Genomic DNA, 17,029 nt, shown 5'->3' with positions numbered 1-17,029 from the left:
TTACTCCCGCCTGGCCACCCCATGGCATTGCCGGGGTGGGATTGGCAGGCTGGCCGCATGACCGCGAACGATCATGCCCCCGCCCTTCCTCCCGTCCGGCCCGCTTTTGACGGGGTCACGTGGAAGGAGATCGCCTATCTGCTGACCAATCTGCCGGTGGCGTTGACCGGATTCGTTTACACGGTTGTCATGCTTGCGACGGCCGGTGGGCTGGCCGTGACGGTGATCGGGCTGCCGGTGCTGCTGGGCGGTCTGTATCTGGCCCGGCTGCTGGGGGTGCTCGAACGCGTACGGGCGCGGGCCCTGCTGGGTGTGCGGGTCGACGAGCCGAGTGCGCTGCCGGGGCCGCGCCGCTCCGGCGGGTTCTTCCCCTGGTTGTGGGCGGGGATCAAGGACCCGGTGGCGTGGCGGACCGTGCTGTTCGAGCTGGTCCGGCTGCCGTGGGGGGTGCTGACCTTCAGTATCGCCCTGGTGGGGCTGTTCGTGCTGTGGCCGGTGCTGCCGTATGTCGTGCGGCTGCTCGCGAACCTCGACCGGCTGATGGTACGGGGTCTGCTGTCGCCCTCCGACGAGCTGGAGCGGCGGATCGCCGAGCTGGAGTCGGGGCGCGGGGTGGTCGTGGACACGGCGGCGGCCGACCTGCGGCGGATCGAACGGGACCTGCACGACGGGGCGCAGGCGCGGCTGGTGGCGCTGGCGATGGGGCTGGGCCTGGCCAAGGAGAAGCTGCTGGAGGACCCCGAGGGCGCGGCCGCGATGGTCGACGAGGCGCACGGGGAGGTCAAGCTCGCCTTGCAGGAGCTGCGGGACCTGGCGCGGGGGATCCATCCGGCGGTGCTGACGGACCGGGGGCTGGACGCGGCGCTGTCGTCGGTGGCGGCGCGGTGCCTGGTGCCGGTGAAGGTGTCGGTGCGGCTGGAGGAGCGGCCGGCGGAGGCGATCGAGGGGATCGCGTACTTCGTTGTGTCGGAGCTGCTGCAGAACGTGAGCAAGCACGCGCAGGCGCGGGGTGCGGGGGTCGAGGTGTGGCGCGAGGGGGCTCGGCTGCTGATTCGCGTCGCGGATGACGGGCGGGGTGGGGCGCGGATGTCCGGGGGGAGCGGGCTGGCGGGGCTCGCGGAGCGGGTGCGGGCCGTTGACGGGGGGTTCGTGGTGGAGTCCGCCCCGGGGGCGGGGACGGTGGTGGTGGCCCAGCTGCCGTGGCGCGGGCGCGGCTGAGGGGCTGCCGGGGGCTGCCGGGGGCGGGGCTGGGGTGGGGTTATCCCCCCTGGTGGGAGGCCTACCTGCCGGATGGTTCCCGGGCGGGGGTGCGGCGGAGGGTGGAGGGGTTGGCGGACGGATGAAGGGCGGGTCGGGAGTATGGGGAAGCTTCGGGATGTGGTGCTGGCGCCCGTGGCGGGGCGGACCTGGCGTGGGCTGCTGTACCTCGTGGTCGGGCTGCCGCTGAGCACCGTGTACTTCGGGCTCGCGATCGCCGGGCTGGCCACCGGGGCCGGGCTGCTCGTGACCTTCGTCGGGGTGCCCGTGCTGGCCGGGGTGCTCGCCATGTGCCGGGGGTTCGGGATCGTGGAGCGGGCCCGGGTGCGGGGGCTGCTGCGGGTCCCGGTGCGCGAGCCGGCGCCGGTGCGGGCGGGGAAGCCCGGCGTGCCCGCGGCGGTGGGGGCGCTGCTGAAGAGCGGCAGCGCCTGGCGGCACGTGCTGTACTCGGTGATCCACTTCCCCTGGGCGGTGTTCGCCTTCTGCCTCGCGCTCACGCTGTGGAGCTACGGGTGGAGCATGCTGCTGTACCCGCTGTGGTTCTGGGTCTTCCCGGCCTTCACCGACCAGCCGGGGCTCCAGCTGTTCCAGAACGGCGACTACACCTTCTCCCTCGATTCGCCGCCGGCCATCGCCGCCGCGAGCGTGCTCGGGCTGGCCTTCACGCTGGCCACCCCCTGGGTCGTCCGGGGCCTGGTGAGCGTCGACCGGGTACTGGTCACCGGTCTGCTGGGGCGGTCCCGGCTCGACGACCGGGTCAGTGAGCTGGAGTCCGACCGCGGGGTGGTCGTCGACACCGCGGCGGCCGACCTGCGCCGCATCGAGCGGGAGCTGCACGACGGGGCCCAGGCCCGCCTCGCGGCGCTGGCCATGGACCTCGGGCTGGCGAAGGAGAAGCTGGCCGAGGACCCGCGGGCAGCCGCCCGCATGGTGGACGAGGCCCACGGGGAAGTGAAGACCGCCCTGCAGGAGCTGCGGGACCTGGCGCGCGGGATCCACCCCGCGGTGCTGACCGACCGCGGGCTGGACGCGGCGCTGTCGGCGGTGGCGGCGCGGTGCGCGGTGCCGGTCCGGGTGCAGGTGGACCTGCCGGCCCGGCCCGCGCCTGCGATCGAGGGGATCGCGTACTTCACCGTGTCCGAGCTGTTGCGGAACGCCGGCGGGCGCGCGGGGGCGCGGAGCGCCGGCGTGGACGTGTGGAGGTCGGGGCAGCGGCTGATGATCCGCGTCGCGGACGACGGCCACGACGCGGATGGCCCCTCCGGGGGGACCGTGCTGCCGGCCGGGCTCGCGGAGCGGCTGGAGGCGATGGACGGCGTGCTGGTCGTGGACTCCGTGGAAGGCCGGGGCACGGTGGTGACGGCCGAGCTCCCCTGGCGGGACACCCCGTAGCCGCGTGCGGGGCGCGTGTCCCGTCCTTGATCCCAGCCGGACCGGAATCGAAGGTTCGGCTGGGATGCTTGGCATGCCGAGTGGGTATGCGAGTGGGCGGGAGTTTCACAACGTGGAAAACAGGGTGCGGGTCGTCATCGCCGAGGATTCAGTGCTGCTCCGTGAGGGCCTGACCCGGCTGCTGACCGACCGGGGGCATGACGTCGTGGCAGGCGTCGGGGACGCGGAAGCCCTGGTCAAGACGGTGGCGGACCTGGCGGCCGAGGGAGCGCTGCCGGACGTGGTGGTGGCCGACGTACGGATGCCGCCGACGCACACCGACGAAGGCGTACGGGCCGCCGTACAGCTGCGCCGCGACCACCCGGGGATCGGCGTGCTCGTCCTGTCGCAGTACGTGGAGGAGCAGTACGCCACCGAACTGCTGGCCGGTTCCAGCACCGGGGTGGGGTATCTGCTGAAGGACCGCGTGGCCGATGTGCGGGAGTTCCTGGACGCCGTCGTCCGGGTGGCCCAGGGCGGTACGGCCCTGGATCCGGAGGTCGTGGCGCAGCTGCTGGGCCGCAGCCGCAAGCAGGACGTGCTGGCCGGACTGACCCCGCGCGAGCGCGAGGTGCTGGGCCTGATGGCGGAGGGACGGACGAATTCCGCTGTGGCCAAGCAGCTCGTGGTGAGTGACGGGGCCGTGGAGAAGCACGTCAGCAATATCTTCATGAAGCTGGGCCTGTCCCCGAGTGACGGGGATCACCGGCGCGTACTGGCGGTTCTGACCTACCTCAGGTCTTGATCGACTGAGAGCCTGTCAGGTGGGTCACGCGGCGCCGCCGCCGCACGACGGCCAGGGTGATTTGGAATATTTCGAGTAGAGCACGACGTCTGTCGGAAAGATCGCCCCGCGAGGGGCGGTCCAGAATGCGGGCGACCCAGGGACGGATGACGTCGCGGACGTAGGGTTGACCTTGGGAGCGAACGCCCACGCCTCGAAGGAGGTCCAGTTCAGTGACCAGCCAGGTCAGTAGCCCGGCCGAGCAGGCCGACGGGGCCGGTGGGGCCATCGGTGAGCAGCGCGGCGCGCCTCAGACCGATGGAGCCGGCAAGGAAATCCGCCGTGTCGACCGGGTGATCATCCGTTTCGCGGGTGACTCGGGTGACGGTATGCAGCTGACGGGTGACCGTTTCACCTCGGAGACGGCGTCCTTCGGCAACGACCTCTCGACGCTGCCGAACTTCCCCGCCGAGATCCGTGCCCCTGCCGGGACCCTGCCCGGGGTGTCCTCGTTCCAGCTGCACTTCGCGGACCACGACATCCTGACCCCGGGTGACGCGCCGAACGTGCTGGTCGCGATGAATCCGGCCGCGCTGAAGGCGAACATCGCCGACGTGCCGCGCGGCGCGGAGATCATCGTGAACACGGACGAGTTCACCAAGCGCCCGATGGCCAAGGTCGGCTACGACACCTCGCCCCTGGAGGACGGCTCCCTCGACGCCTACAACATCCACCAGGTCCCGCTGACCACTCTGACGGTGGAGGCGCTGAAGGATTTCGGTCTCACCCGTAAGGAGGCCGAGCGCAGCAAGAACATGTTCGCCCTCGGTCTCCTGTCGTGGATGTACCACCGTCCGACGGAGGGCACGGAGAGCTTCCTGCGCCAGAAGTTCGCGAAGAAGCCGGAGATCGCCGAGGCGAACGTGGCGGCGTTCCGGGCGGGCTGGAACTTCGGGGAGACGACGGAGGACTTCGCGGTCTCCTACGAGGTCGCCCCCGCGACCAGGGCCTTCCCCACCGGCACGTACCGCAACATCTCGGGGAACCTGGCCCTGTCCTACGGGCTGATCGCGGCGGCCCGCCAGGCCGACCTGCCGCTCTACCTGGGCTCCTACCCCATCACCCCGGCCTCGGACATCCTGCACGAGCTGAGCAAGCACAAGAACTTCGGGGTGCGGACCTTCCAGGCCGAGGACGAGATCGCCGGCATCGGCGCCGCGCTGGGTGCCGCGTTCGGCGGGGCCCTGGGCGTCACCACCACCTCCGGCCCGGGTGTGGCCCTGAAGTCCGAGACCATCGGCCTGGCGGTCTCCCTGGAGCTGCCCCTGCTGATCGTGGACATCCAGCGCGGCGGCCCGTCCACCGGCCTGCCGACCAAGACCGAGCAGGCCGACCTCCTCCAGGCCATGTACGGCCGCAACGGCGAGGCGCCCGTCCCCGTCGTCGCCCCGCGCACCCCGGCGGACTGCTTCGACGCCGCCCTGGAGGCGGCGCGGATCGCCCTGACCTACCGCACCCCGGTCTTCCTGCTCTCCGACGGCTACCTCGCCAACGGCTCCGAGCCCTGGCGGATCCCGGACGTGGCCGACCTGCCGGACCTCGGCGTGCAGTTCGCGACCGCCCCCAACCACCAGCTCGCGGACGGCACGGACGTCTTCTGGCCGTACAAGCGGGACCCGCAGACCCTCGCCCGCCCCTGGGCCGTTCCCGGCACACCGGGCCTGGAGCACCGCATCGGCGGGATCGAGAAGCAGGACGGCACGGGCAACATCTCCTACGACCCCGCCAACCACGACCTCATGGTCCGCACCCGCCAGGCCAAGATCGACGGCATCGAGGTCCCCGACCTCGACGTCGACGACCCGGACGGCGCCCGCACCCTGGTCCTGGGCTGGGGCTCCACCTACGGCCCCATCACCGCCGCCGTCCGCCGCCTGCGCGCCGGAGGAATCGCGATCGCCCAGGCCCACCTGCGCCACCTCAACCCCTTCCCGAGGAATCTGGGGGAGGTCCTGAAGCGTTACGACAAGGTAGTGGTGCCGGAGATGAACCTCGGGCAGCTGGCCACCCTGATCCGGGCGAAGTACTTGGTCGACGCCCAGTCGTACAACCAGGTCAACGGAATGCCCTTCAAGGCGGAGCAGCTCGCGAAGGTTCTCAAGGAGGCCATCAATGACTGAGGTGACCGACGCCCCGACCCTGCTTTCGCTGGTGCCCAAGGCCGAGGCGAAGCAGTCGATGAAGGACTTCAAGTCGGACCAGGAGGTCCGCTGGTGTCCGGGCTGCGGTGACTACGCCGTCCTCGCCGCCGTCCAGGGCTTCATGCCCGAACTCGGTCTCGCCCGCGAGAACATCGTCTTCGTCTCCGGCATCGGCTGCTCCTCCCGCTTCCCGTACTACATGAACACCTACGGGATGCACTCCATCCACGGCCGCGCCCCCGCCATCGCCACCGGCCTGGCCACCTCCCGCCGCGACCTCTCCGTCTGGGTCGTCACCGGCGACGGCGACGCCCTCTCCATCGGCGGCAACCACCTCATCCACGCCCTCCGCCGCAACGTCAACCTCAAGATCCTCCTCTTCAACAACCGGATCTACGGCCTCACCAAAGGCCAGTACTCCCCCACCTCCGAACTCGGCAAAATCACCAAATCCACCCCCATGGGCTCCCTCGACGCCCCCTTCAACCCGGTCTCCCTCGCCCTGGGCGCCGAAGCCTCCTTCGTCGCCCGGACCATCGACTCCGACCGCAAACACCTCACCGAGGTCCTGCGCCAGGCCGCCGACCACCCCGGAACCGCCCTCGTCGAGATCTACCAGAACTGCAACATCTTCAACGACGGCGCCTTCGACGCCCTCAAGGACAACGACCAGGCCGAAGAAGCCCTCATCCGCCTCGAACACGGCCACCCCATCCGCTTCGGCACCGACCAGACCAAGGGCGTCATCCGCAACCAGCAGACCGGAGACCTGGAAGTCGTCACCGTGACGCCGGAGAACGAGTCGCAGATCCTGGTCCACGACGCGCACGCGGCGACCCCCACCACCGCCTTCGCCCTCTCCCGCCTCGCCGACCCCGACACCCTCCACCACACCCCCATCGGCGTCTTCCGCAACACCGACCGGCCCGTCTACGACACCCTCATGGCCGACCAGCTGGAGACGGCGGTCGACCAGCGCGGCAAGGGTGACCTGGCGACCCTGCTCGCCGGCAACGACACCTGGACCGTGGTCGGCTAGAGCCGCCGGCGCGGGCCGACGAGCGAAGACCGAGCCCGGATCCCGTCCCACGGGGTCCGGGCTCCGTCGTACCCGGCCGGCCGGCCCCTCGGGTCACGAGCCCAGGAGCACCCCGGGGCGGCTCCAGTGTCATGAGTATCTCCATCAAACGGGCATGACAGCAGCCCCGTCCGGCGATACCTTCGTGAGGTTGTGAAATTGGCCGGAAGTCGCACTGGAGGTCCCGTGAAGGCGGACAACGAGCAGCGCACGGGTTTGCTCTACGGATTCGGCGCGTACGGGATGTGGGGGCTGGTCCCCCTGTTCTGGCCCCTGCTCATGCCGTCCGGGGCGGTCGAGATCCTGGCGCACCGCATGGTCTGGTCACTGGCCGTGGTCGCCGTCGCACTCCTCGCGCTGCGCCGCTGGCGCTGGATCGGCGAGCTGGTCCGCCAGCCCCGCAAGCTGGGGCTGACCGCGCTGGCCGCGTCCGTGATCAGCGTGAACTGGGGCCTGTACATCTGGTCGGTCAACAACGGGCACGTCGTCGAGGCCAGCCTCGGCTACTTCATCAACCCCCTCGTCACCATCGCGCTCGGCGTGCTGGTGCTGAAGGAACGGCTGCGCCGGGCGCAGTGGGCGGCCGTCGGGGTGGGCGTGGCCGCCGTCGTGGTCCTGGCCGTCGGATACGGGCGGCCGCCGTGGATCTCGCTGACCCTGGCCTGCTCCTTCGCCATCTACGGGCTGATCAAGAAGAAGCTGGACATGGGCGGCCTGGAGTCGCTGACCGCCGAGACGGCCCTGCTGTTCCTGCCGGCCCTCGGCTACCTGCTGTGGCTGGGGGTGGAGGGCCGCTCCACCTTCGCCTCACAGGGGCTCGGGCACTCCGCGCTGCTCGCCTCGACGGGGCTGGTCACCGCGATCCCGCTGATCTGCTTCGGGGCCGCCGCGATCCGGGTGCCGCTGTCCACGCTGGGGCTGCTGCAGTACCTGGCGCCGGTGTTCCAGTTCGCGCTCGGCGTCCTCTACTTCCACGAGGCGATGCCGCCCGCGCGCTGGGCCGGCTTCGGCCTGGTGTGGGTCGCGCTGGTCGTGCTGACCTGGGACGCACTGCGGACCTCCCGCCGCTCGCGGGCCCGGCTGGCCGAAGCGGCGGCCGAAGCGGCAGCGGCGGCCGCGGCCGCGCCCCCGGATTCCGCACCGGCGCCGAGCCGCGAGCCCGCGTAGCCGCCCTCCTCGGCTCCCCAGGACCCGCCCCCACCCCCATACACCCCCACGATCCCCGGTACGCACTCGCGTACCGGGGATCGTCCGTATTCCGAACGTATCTGACCGGATTGCGCTCTTGACGGTCAGTCACACTCTCGCTGAACATCAGGCTCGCACTGACGCACCATCGCTCACCTGCACGATTCCCGCACGTTCCGTCTCATCCCCAACGGATCATCCCCACGGAATCCCGGAGCCCCCACATGAGCCTGTCCGTCTCCCGGCGCCTGACCGCCGTGACCGCGATCGCGGTCGCCGGGCTGTTCGCCTCCACCGCCCCCGCCGCGTTCGCCGCCGCACCCACGGCCGCCGCGCCCGCCGCCGTCACCGCCGCGCCGACGCCGCCCGACATCCCGGTGGCCAACGTCAAGGCGCACCTGTCGCAGTTCCAGTCGATCGCGAGCGCCAACGGCGGCAACCGCGCCCACGGCCGGGCCGGCTACAAGGCCTCGGTCGACTACGTGAAGGCCAAGCTGGACGCGGCCGGGTTCACCACCACCCTCCAGACCTTCACCTCCAGCGGCGCCACCGGCTACAACCTGATCGCCGACTGGCCGGGCGGGGACCCCAACTCCGTCCTGATGACCGGCTCCCACCTGGACTCGGTGACCGCGGGCCCCGGCGTCAACGACAACGGCTCCGGCTCGGCGGCCGTGCTGGAGACGGCGCTGGCCGTCTCGCGCGCGCAGCTCCAGCCCACGAAGCACCTGCGCTTCGGCTGGTGGGGTGCCGAGGAGCTGGGCATGGTCGGCTCGAAGTACTACGTCAACAGCCTGCCGGCGACGGAGAAGTCGAAGATCTCCGGCTACCTGAACTTCGACATGATCGGCTCGCCGAACCCGGGCTACTTCGTCTACGACGACGACCCGACCATCGAGCAGACCTTCAAGACGTACTTCGCGGGCGTGAACATACCCACGGAGATCGAGACCGAGGGCGACGGCCGCTCCGACCACGCGCCGTTCAAGAACGCGGGCATACCGGTCGGCGGCCTGTTCTCCGGCGCCGACTACACCAAGACCTCCGCGCAGGCCCAGAAGTGGGGCGGCACGGTCGGCCAGCCCTTCGACGCCTGCTACCACGCGTCCTGCGACACCACGGCGAACATCGACGACACCGCCCTGGACCGCAACTCCGACGCCATCGCCTACGCGATCTGGAACCTCGGTGCGGGCACCCCGGTCCCGCCCGGGAAGTCCTTCGAGAACACCGCGGACGTGAACATCCCGGACTCCCCCGGCGCCGCGGCCACCTCGCCGATCACGGTCTCCGGCGTGACCGGCAACGCCCCCGCCACCACCAAGGTCGACGTGAACATCGTCCACACCTACCGCGGTGACCTGGTGATCGACCTGATCGCCCCCGACGGCACGGCGTACCGGCTGAAGAACTCCTCCAGCTCGGACTCCGCAGCCAACGTGGTCGCGAGCTACACGGTGAACGCCTCCACCGAGGTGGCCAACGGGACCTGGAAGCTCCAGGTCAAGGACGTGGCGGCGCAGGACACCGGCTACATCAACAGCTGGAAGATCACCTTCTGACGGGTTCCTGGATGAGGGCGCGGAGCTGCTGCGCCACCGCGGCGACGTCCGCGCGGCCCAGTTTCGCGTCCTCCACCAGGTCGCCGAGCTCCTCGGGCGAGGGCAGCTGCTTCGCCCCGGCCACCCGCAGGTACGAGCGGGTGGCCGCGGCCGCGTAGAACTCGTTCATCGGGGACTCCAGCGCCGGGCAGACGGCGAGGGTGTGCAGGAACGCCGCGGCCCGCCACGCGGTGTCGGGCGCGGGCTGCTCGGGCACCAGCACCAGGTCGTTCTGGTGCCGGGCGACGGCGGCCGCCACCCCGGACGGGTCCCATACGGCGGGATCCGACGGCAGATGGTGGGCCAGTGCGGTCCAGGCCCACTCCATGGTGATCTTCAATGGCCGAACCGCTCCTGGAAGTAGCCCCAGTGATCCGCGAACTCCTCTATCCCGGACAGGAAGTTCTTCCGGTCCTCGTCGAGTTCGCGTTCCGTGACCTCGGTGATCAGCGCGGTGACCGTCGTCCCCAAGGCCGCCGCGCGCGCCTTGAGGCGGTCGTGGAACTCTTCGTCCAGGCGGATGGTGACGTGTCTTGACATGGACCTCACGGTACAGCGGCCGCGCTGTACGCAGGAGGGGAACGCGACAGGGGTGGCCCGGGACACACGTCCCGGGCCACCCCTCCGTCCGCCGCGGCTACTTGGCGGAGTCGGCCGTCTTCACCAGCTGGTCCTTGGTGACCGCGCCGACGTACACCTTGCCGTCGTCCGTGATCAGCGCGTTGACCAGGCGGGTCGACAGGATGCGGCCCTCGCCGAACTTCCCGTGGACCTTGTCCCCGAGGGAGTTCAGGAACTGCTTGGCCTCCTTGGGGGTGTTCTTGTCGTTCTCGACGTCCTTGAGGCTCTTGCCGGCGCCGGAGTCGATCCGCGCGACCGTCGCCCAGCCCTCGCCGAACACCTTCACGTCGCCCTTGCCGTGCTCCCCGCCGGCCAGCTGCCCGAAGCCGGGCAGGGACTCCAGCGCCTTGAAGCGCTCGTCGTCCTTGCCGCCCTTGGCGTCCTTGCCCGCCAGGCCCGGGTGCGAGCCCTCGGTGACCTTGGCGCCCTTGGGCGGGGCGAAGGAGAAGGAGTCGGCGGCCGGCTTGCCGAAGTCGACCTGGGTGAAGCCCGCTTCGGCGATCGGCTTGCCGCCCTGGGCGGACAGCAGCTGGACCCGCAGCGGCACGCCGTTCTTGGCGTCGACCGCGATCTGGACCGACCCGACGGTGGAGCCGCTCTGCTTGGGCTTCAGCACCAGCTGGTAGGCGTCGCGCCCGGCGATCTGCGCGGTCTCGCCCACGCCGATGTCGGTGGTCGGGCCGGCCTGCTTGATGATGTCCTGCGCGATCTGCTGCGGGGAGGCCGCGAGCCGGTCGCCGCTCTTGTGGTCCTGGCCCGGGCGGTCGGTCTTGTCGTGGAAGGCCTCGTTGGACTTGCTGTCGTAGCCCCACACGTCGTTACCGTTGTGGACGAGGGTGTACTCGTCCTTGCCGTCGAGGAAGGTCAGCTTCTGGCGGTCCGGGCCGTCCGCCGCGACGCGCAGGGTGTGCGTGCCGTTCGCCAGCTGGGCGATCTTGTCCTCGGGGTTGGCGGAGCCGCCCGTCACCCCGGCGCCGCCCAGCAGGCCGGTGGCCAGGGTGGGCAGGCCCAGGTCGGTGGTGATCCTGGCGCTGCCGGAGAGCTGCTGCACGTCGGAGGCCGCGACCTTCTCGATCAGCTGCTGCGCCGTCACCTTCGGCAGGTCCGGGCCGCCGGCGGTGGCGAAGGCCGGGACCATCGCGGCGGTCGCCGCGGCGACCCCCGCCACCGCGACCGGTACGGCGTACCGCGCGGCCTTGCGCGAGGTCTTCGTGTTCGCTGCCATCTCAGAGCCCTGCCCTCTTGTCCAGGGCGGCGACCGTTGTCGCCGCACTCACCCGATCCGGTGGGGTTTCGATGTATCCATCTGACCAAAACGGCGGGCGGGGGGCGTCAGCCCCCGGGATCAACTCCGCGTACGACCACGGGATGACACGGGAAGGGCCCCTGTCCCCCGACCCGTAGGGGTCGCGGGGGCGAGGGGCCCGTGCCGTCCGTGTGCCCGTGCCGGGCTCAGCCCGCGCGGTGGACCACCGCGTCGCACAGCTCCTCCAGGGCCGCCTTCGCGAAGCAGTCCGGCAGCGGGGCGAGCATCGCGCGCGCGTCCTGCGCGTACTGGACCGTGTCCCGGCGGGCCTGCTCCAGCGCGGGGTGCACCCGCAGCCGGGAGAGCACCTCGGCGTGCCGGACGTCGTCCGAGAGGTCCCCGTCCAGCAGGCGGACGAGCTCCAGGTCCTCCTCGCGCCCGTCCCGCTCGGCCATCTCCCGCAGCCGCAGCACGGGCAGCGTCGGGATGCCCTCGCGCAGGTCGGTGCCCGGGGTCTTGCCCGACTCGTGCGAGTCGGAGGCGATGTCGAGGACGTCGTCGGCCAGCTGGAAGGCGAGGCCGAGCCGCTCCCCGTACTGGGTGAGGATGTCGACGACCATCTCGTCGGCGCCGGACATCATCGCGCCGAAGCGGCAGGAGACGGCCACCAGGGAGCTGGTCTTGCCGGCCATGACGTCCAGGTAGTGCGCGACCGGGTCGCGGCCGTCGCGCGGGCCCGCCGTCTCCAGGATCTGGCCCGTGACCAGCCGTTCGAAGGCCTCCGCCTGGATGCGCACGGCTTCCGGCCCGAGGTCCGCGAGGATGTGCGACGCACGGGCGAACAGGAAGTCACCCGTCAGGACCGCCACCGAGTTGCCCCAGCGGGCGTTCGCGCTCTCCACCCCGCGGCGGACGTCCGCCTCGTCCATGACGTCGTCGTGGTAGAGCGTCGCCAGGTGCGTGAGCTCCACGACCACCGCGGAGGGCACGATCCCGGGCGCGTAGGGGTCACCGAACTGCGCCGCGAGCATCACCAGCAGCGGCCGGAACCGCTTGCCCCCGGCGCGCACCAGGTGCTGCGCGGCCTCGGTGATGAAGGGGACTTCGCTCTTGGTGGCCTCCAGCAGACCCGCTTCGACAGCGGCCAGTCCGGCCTGGACATCGGCCTCAAGAGCCTGGTCCCGCACGCTCAGTCCGAACGGCCCGACGACGGTCACGAGGGGTACTCCTGTCTGCTGACGATCCGATGACGATCACATGGATTGTCAATGTGTCGCTGCCATCACTCAAGCCAGCGTATCGGGTCTGTTTTCGATCACGCAGAGCACCTGCCCGGCAGCCGTCCGGCGGGCCTCCCGCGCAGCCGCGCGCACCGCCCGATCCACACCGGTATGTTCGGTGGAAGCCGAAACAACCGGAGAATCTGCTTTGTCCAGAATGACGACCGCCATAGACCAGCCGAAGGAACCGGAGGCCGCCCCGCCCCCTCCCCCGGCCCCGGCAGCCGGGGACGGCCACGGCTTCCTGGGCCACCCCGGGGGCCTGGCCACGCTCTCCGGCCTGGAGGTCTGGGAGCGGTTCTCCTTCCTCGGCATGCAGGCCATCCTCGTCCTCTACTTCGCGGACACGGCGGCCCACGGCGGCCTGGGCATGGACCCCGGCACCGCCGCCTCCGTCACGGCCGCCTACGGGACCTGGACCGGCCTCGGCCTGATCAGCGCCGGCACCGGACTGCTCAAGCCCAACGTGGCCAGCATGGTCGGCCGGCTCTACCGGACGGACGACGAGCGGCGCGACGCCGGGTTCGCCCTCCACTACACGGCCATCACCACCGGCGCCTTCGCCGGACCCCTGATCGCCGGCTGGCTCGGCGAGCACCAGGGCTGGCACCGGGGCTTCTCCGCCGCCGCCGTCGGCATGACCGCAGGCCTCGCCCAGTACGTCCTCGGCCGCAACCGGCTCCCCGACCGCGACGCCGCCGCCCCCTACGCCCTGGCCCCCGACGCCCGGCGGACGGCGCTGCGGCGGATCGCCGCCGGCGGTCTCCTCCTCGCCGCGCTCGCCACCCTTCTGGCGGCCATCGGCTGGTTGACGATGCCGCGCTTCGTGGACCTGCTCACCCTCGTCTCGGTGATCGCCCCGGTGCTCTACTTCACCCTCATGTTCCGCAGCCCGCGCGTCCGGCCGCCGAACGCGGACGGCTGCGCCCCTACGACGTCCTGCTGGAGACCTCCGGCATGTCGGCCACCACCAGACTCGCCCCCTCGGCGTACGCCGGCCAGACGGTGGCCCTCTGGTTCCTCTCACTGGCCCTCGCCAACGGCATCCAGGCCCAGGTGGTCAAGCTGTACGGCCACGTCTCCACCCCCGCCTGCTTCGGCGTGAACGGCGCCGTCGCCGTCGCGGCGGGCCTGACCGTGATCGCGGCGGCACCCTGGCTGCGCCGCACGATGACCGTGTCCACCGCGGGCGTCCACTGAGGGCGCCTGCCGAGGCCGTCCACCGAGGCCGTCCACCGAAGGCGTCCACCGAGGGAGCGTGACCGAACCCCCATGATCATCCGAACCGAGTTCCCCTACGCGACCACCCACGAGGATGTCCGGATCCCGATGCCCGACGGGGTGGAGCTGTACGCCCGCGTCTGGCGGCCCGTGACCGACCATCCCGTCCCGGCCCTGCTGGAGTACCTCCCGTACCGGCTCACCGACTGGACCGCCCCCCGCGACTGGCAGCGCCACCCCTGGTACGCCGGACACGGCTACGCCTCCGTACGGGTCGACGTGCGCGGCCACGGCTGCAGCGGCGGCCGCCCCGGCGACGAGTACGACGCACGGGAACTGGCCGACGGGGTCGCGGTCGTGCGGTGGCTGGCGGCCCAGCCGTGGTGCACGGGATCCGTCGGCATGTTCGGGATCTCCTGGGGCGGCTTCAACAGCCTCCAGATCGCCGCCCTCGCCCCCGAGGCCCTCAAGGCGGTCGTCACCGTCTGCTCCACCGACGACCGCTTCGACAACGACGTGCACTACATGGGCGGCTCCGTCCTGGCCGTCGACATGCACGCCTGGTCGGCCACCATGCTCGCCTTCGCCGCCCGCCCCCCGGACCCCCGGTACGCCGGGGACGGCTGGCGGGGGCAGTGGCTGGACCGGCTGGAGGGCCTGGAACCCCTGATCCACACCTGGCTCGCCCACCAGACCCGCGACGACTACTGGCGCCACGGCAGCGTCTGCGAGGACTACGGGGCCATCGGCGCGGCCGTCCTCGCGGTCGGCGGCTGGCACGACCCCTACCGGGACACCGTGCTGCGCCTGGTCTCCGCCCTGCCCGCCGCCCGGGTCCGCGGCCTGATCGGCCCCTGGTCGCACCAGTACCCCGACCGCGGCCTCCCGCCCGGCCCGGCGATCGGCTTCCTCCAGGAGACCCTGCGCTGGTGGGACCACTGGCTGAAGGACACCGACACCGGCGTCATGGAGGAGCCGCTGCTGCGCGCCTGGATCAGCGACACGCACCGCCCGGCGACCACGTACGCGGAGCTCCCGGGCCGCTGGGTGGGCGAGAAGACCTGGCCGTCACCGTCGGTCGTGCCCGTCTCGTACGGGCTCCAGGGCGCGCCGGTGACCGTCGCCTCACCCCAGCACACCGGACTGGACGCCGGCCGGTTCTTCCCCTTCGGCAACGACGCCGACCTGCCGCCGGACCAGCGGGAGGAGGACGCGAAGTCGGCCTGCTTCGAGTTCCCCGTCCCCGCCGAGCCGGTGGAGATCCTGGGCCGGCCCTCGGTCACCCTGCGGCTGCGGATGGACGTCCCGTACGGGCAGGTCGTGGCCCGGCTGTGCGACGTCGCCCCGGACGGGGCGTCGACGCTGGTCACACGGGGTGCGCTGAACCTGTCGGCCCGGCAGGGCCGCGACCGGGCCGCGCCGTGGCCGACGGGCGCCTGGGAGGACGTCACCTTCGACCTGAACGCCATCGGCCACCGCTTCCCGCCCGGCCACCGCATCCGCCTCTCCCTCTCCTCGGCGTACTGGCCGTGGATCTGGCCACGGGCCGGCTCGGAGGCGGGCTGGACCCTCGACCCCGCGGGCAGCACCCTCGAACTCCCCGTCCGCACGGCCCCGCCGTCCCCGGAGGGCATCACCTTCGAAGCCCCGGAGCACGCGGAACCCCTGGGCGTCTCCTACCCCGCCACCCTGGACGAGCCCCGCCCGGAACGCCTGGTCGTACGGGACGTCGCACGCGGAACCTGGCGCCTGGAGGTCGACCCCCGCTACGGGGGCACGCGGGTGTACCCGGACGGGCTGGAGTACGAGGAGGAGGGGCGCGAGGTCTACGAGATCCAGCAGTCGGACCCCCTCTCCGCCCGCACCCGCTCCGACTGGCACATCCGGCTCCACCGCCCGGACCTGGCCTGGGACGTCAGGATCGAGACCCGGTCGGAGATCACCTGCGACGAGGGCGGCTTCCTCACGTCGAACGAGGTGGTGTGCCGGGAGTCGGAGGAGGTCCTGTACCACCGGACATGGCAGCGAAGGCTGCCGAGGGCGGCGGGGTGAGGGACTTGGCGCGGGCCCGCCATCGCCCCCTCAAGGGGCAGGGGCCGGGCGGTGCCTGCCCACCCGCCTCGCGCCGGGACCCGACCTGGGCGGAACCGGACAGCGCACCGGCACCCGGGAGGGGCGGGACCTTACTCAGCGGTCGCAGAGAAGGGTTGGGGCTTTCCCGGTACCGGTCGGCCCCGCCACCCCCGCCCGGCGGGAGACCGCCACCCGGCCCACCTGGCCCACCCGACCCACCCCGGGCCCCCGCCCCCCGAGGGCCCACCCCGGGCCCCACCCGCGGGGTCAGCCGTACAGGCGTTCCAGGACTACCGCGATGCCGTCCGCCTCGTTCGACAGGGTCACCTCGTCCGCCACGGCCACCAGCTCTCGGTGGGCGTTCGCCATCGCCACGCCGTGTCCCGCCCACACGAACATCGGGACGTCGTTCGGCATGTCGCCGAAGGCGATCGTCGAGGCCGCCGGGATGCCCAGGGCCTCCGCCGCCCGGGCCAGGCCGCTCGCCTTGTCGATGCCCGGCGGCTGGAGTTCCACCGTGTGCTCGCCCGCCATCGTGACGTTCACCAGGTCGCCCACCACCGACCGCGCCACCCGCGTCAGCTCGTCGTCGTCCAGCCGGGGGTGCTGGAGCAGGACCTTCGTGATCGGGGCCGACCACAGGTCCCCCCGCTGCGGTACCCGGACCGTCGGCAGGTGGGGGTGCCACATCCGGTAGCCCGGCCCTATCAGCATCTCGGCGTCCAGGCCCTCCTGGTTGACCGCCGTGTACACCTCGCCGATCTCCGCCTCGATCTTGCCCAGGGCCATCTCGGCCAGCCCCCGGTCCATGGAAACGGAGTGCAGCAGCAGTCCGCGCGCCGCGTCGTACACCTGGGCGCCCTGCCCGCACACCGCGAGCCCCGTATACCCGAGGTCGTCCAGGACGTGCCGGATCTGGGGCACCGGGCGGCCGGTGACGACGATGTGGCGGGCGCCGGCGGCGCGCGCCGTCGCGAGCGCCGCGCACGAGCGGGCGGAGACGGTGTCACCGGCGCGCAGCAGAGTCCCGTCCAGGTCGGTGGCGATCAAGGCATAGGGGAGGGCGGAAGTCACGGCGCCAAGGATACGGACCCCCTTGGACAAGTCC

13 protein-coding genes and 1 pseudogene are annotated in these 17,029 nt (G+C 71.7%); 9 read left to right on the top strand and 5 right to left on the bottom strand.

Annotated features, from left to right (window positions below):
- Positions 1-57: 57 nt before the first annotated feature.
- The 7 genes from B4U46_RS20970 (at position 58) to B4U46_RS20940 (ending at position 9,441) form a co-directional block, all read left to right on the top strand.
- The gene (locus B4U46_RS20970; protein WP_079429263.1) at positions 58-1,218 is read left to right on the top strand and encodes a sensor histidine kinase; all 1,161 of its coding nucleotides are present in this window, start codon (positions 58-60) and stop codon (positions 1,216-1,218) included.
- Positions 1,219-1,359: 141 nt separating this feature from the next.
- Positions 1,360-2,649 carry a sensor histidine kinase gene (locus B4U46_RS20965; RefSeq protein ID WP_237293038.1) on the top strand — a complete coding sequence of 430 codons (1,290 nt, stop codon included), beginning with the start codon at positions 1,360-1,362 and terminating at the stop codon, positions 2,647-2,649.
- 124 nt (positions 2,650-2,773) lie between these two features.
- The gene (locus tag B4U46_RS20960; protein ID WP_079429261.1) at positions 2,774-3,433 is read left to right on the top strand and encodes a response regulator transcription factor; all 660 of its coding nucleotides are present in this window, start codon (positions 2,774-2,776) and stop codon (positions 3,431-3,433) included.
- 212 nt (positions 3,434-3,645) lie between these two features.
- A complete protein-coding gene (locus B4U46_RS20955) occupies positions 3,646-5,592 on the top strand; it encodes a 2-oxoacid:acceptor oxidoreductase subunit alpha (protein WP_079429260.1) in 1,947 nt (648 codons plus the stop codon).
- Position 5,593: 1 nt separating this feature from the next.
- Positions 5,594-6,652, top strand: a complete 1,059-nt coding sequence (locus B4U46_RS20950; RefSeq protein WP_107438296.1) for a 2-oxoacid:ferredoxin oxidoreductase subunit beta — start codon at positions 5,594-5,596, stop codon at positions 6,650-6,652.
- Between the two features lie 225 nt (positions 6,653-6,877).
- Complete coding sequence (gene rarD, locus B4U46_RS20945) at positions 6,878-7,858, top strand: EamA family transporter RarD (protein WP_079429258.1); 981 nt, start codon at positions 6,878-6,880, stop codon at positions 7,856-7,858.
- A 245-nt stretch (positions 7,859-8,103) separates the two neighbouring features.
- Positions 8,104-9,441 (top strand): M28 family metallopeptidase, encoded by a 1,338-nt coding sequence (locus tag B4U46_RS20940; RefSeq protein WP_079429257.1) that lies wholly within the window; start codon positions 8,104-8,106, stop codon positions 9,439-9,441.
- Here the strand turns inward: B4U46_RS20940 and B4U46_RS20935 are convergent.
- From B4U46_RS20935 to B4U46_RS20920, 4 genes are all read right to left on the bottom strand, one after another.
- Positions 9,431-9,820: a hypothetical protein gene (locus B4U46_RS20935; RefSeq protein WP_237293036.1), complete on the bottom strand. Its 390-nt coding sequence runs from the start codon at positions 9,818-9,820 to the stop codon at positions 9,431-9,433. The genes B4U46_RS20940 and B4U46_RS20935 overlap by 11 nt on opposite strands.
- Positions 9,817-10,020, bottom strand: a complete 204-nt coding sequence (locus B4U46_RS20930) for a ribbon-helix-helix domain-containing protein (RefSeq protein ID WP_237293031.1) — start codon at positions 10,018-10,020, stop codon at positions 9,817-9,819. Before B4U46_RS20930 ends, B4U46_RS20935 begins: the two co-directional genes overlap by 4 nt.
- Before the next feature lie 97 nt (positions 10,021-10,117).
- Positions 10,118-11,326, bottom strand: a complete 1,209-nt coding sequence (locus B4U46_RS20925; RefSeq protein ID WP_079429255.1) for a LolA family protein — start codon at positions 11,324-11,326, stop codon at positions 10,118-10,120.
- Positions 11,327-11,553: 227 nt separating this feature from the next.
- A complete protein-coding gene (locus B4U46_RS20920) occupies positions 11,554-12,564 on the bottom strand; it encodes a polyprenyl synthetase family protein (protein WP_079429254.1) in 1,011 nt (336 codons plus the stop codon).
- A 220-nt stretch (positions 12,565-12,784) separates the two neighbouring features.
- Between B4U46_RS20920 and B4U46_RS20915 the strand changes: the two are divergent.
- Both B4U46_RS20915 and B4U46_RS20910 read left to right on the top strand, forming a co-directional pair.
- Positions 12,785-13,827 (top strand): annotated as a pseudogene (locus B4U46_RS20915) (hypothetical protein).
- Positions 13,828-13,899: 72 nt separating this feature from the next.
- Positions 13,900-15,900, top strand: coding sequence for a CocE/NonD family hydrolase (locus B4U46_RS20910; RefSeq protein WP_079429253.1), 2,001 nt, complete (start codon positions 13,900-13,902; stop codon positions 15,898-15,900).
- Between the two features lie 288 nt (positions 15,901-16,188).
- Here B4U46_RS20910 and B4U46_RS20900 read toward each other — a convergent pair whose 3' ends face one another.
- Positions 16,189-16,995, bottom strand: coding sequence for an HAD family hydrolase (locus B4U46_RS20900; protein ID WP_079429251.1), 807 nt, complete (start codon positions 16,993-16,995; stop codon positions 16,189-16,191).
- Positions 16,996-17,029 lie beyond the last annotated feature (34 nt).

It is taken from the genome of Streptomyces katrae, assembly GCF_002028425.1.
GTDB classification, from domain to species: Bacteria; Actinomycetota; Actinomycetes; order Streptomycetales; family Streptomycetaceae; genus Streptomyces; species Streptomyces katrae_A.
The sequence above is the reverse complement of the archived record's forward strand: the minus strand, read 5'-3'. Positions and strand labels throughout refer to the sequence as shown.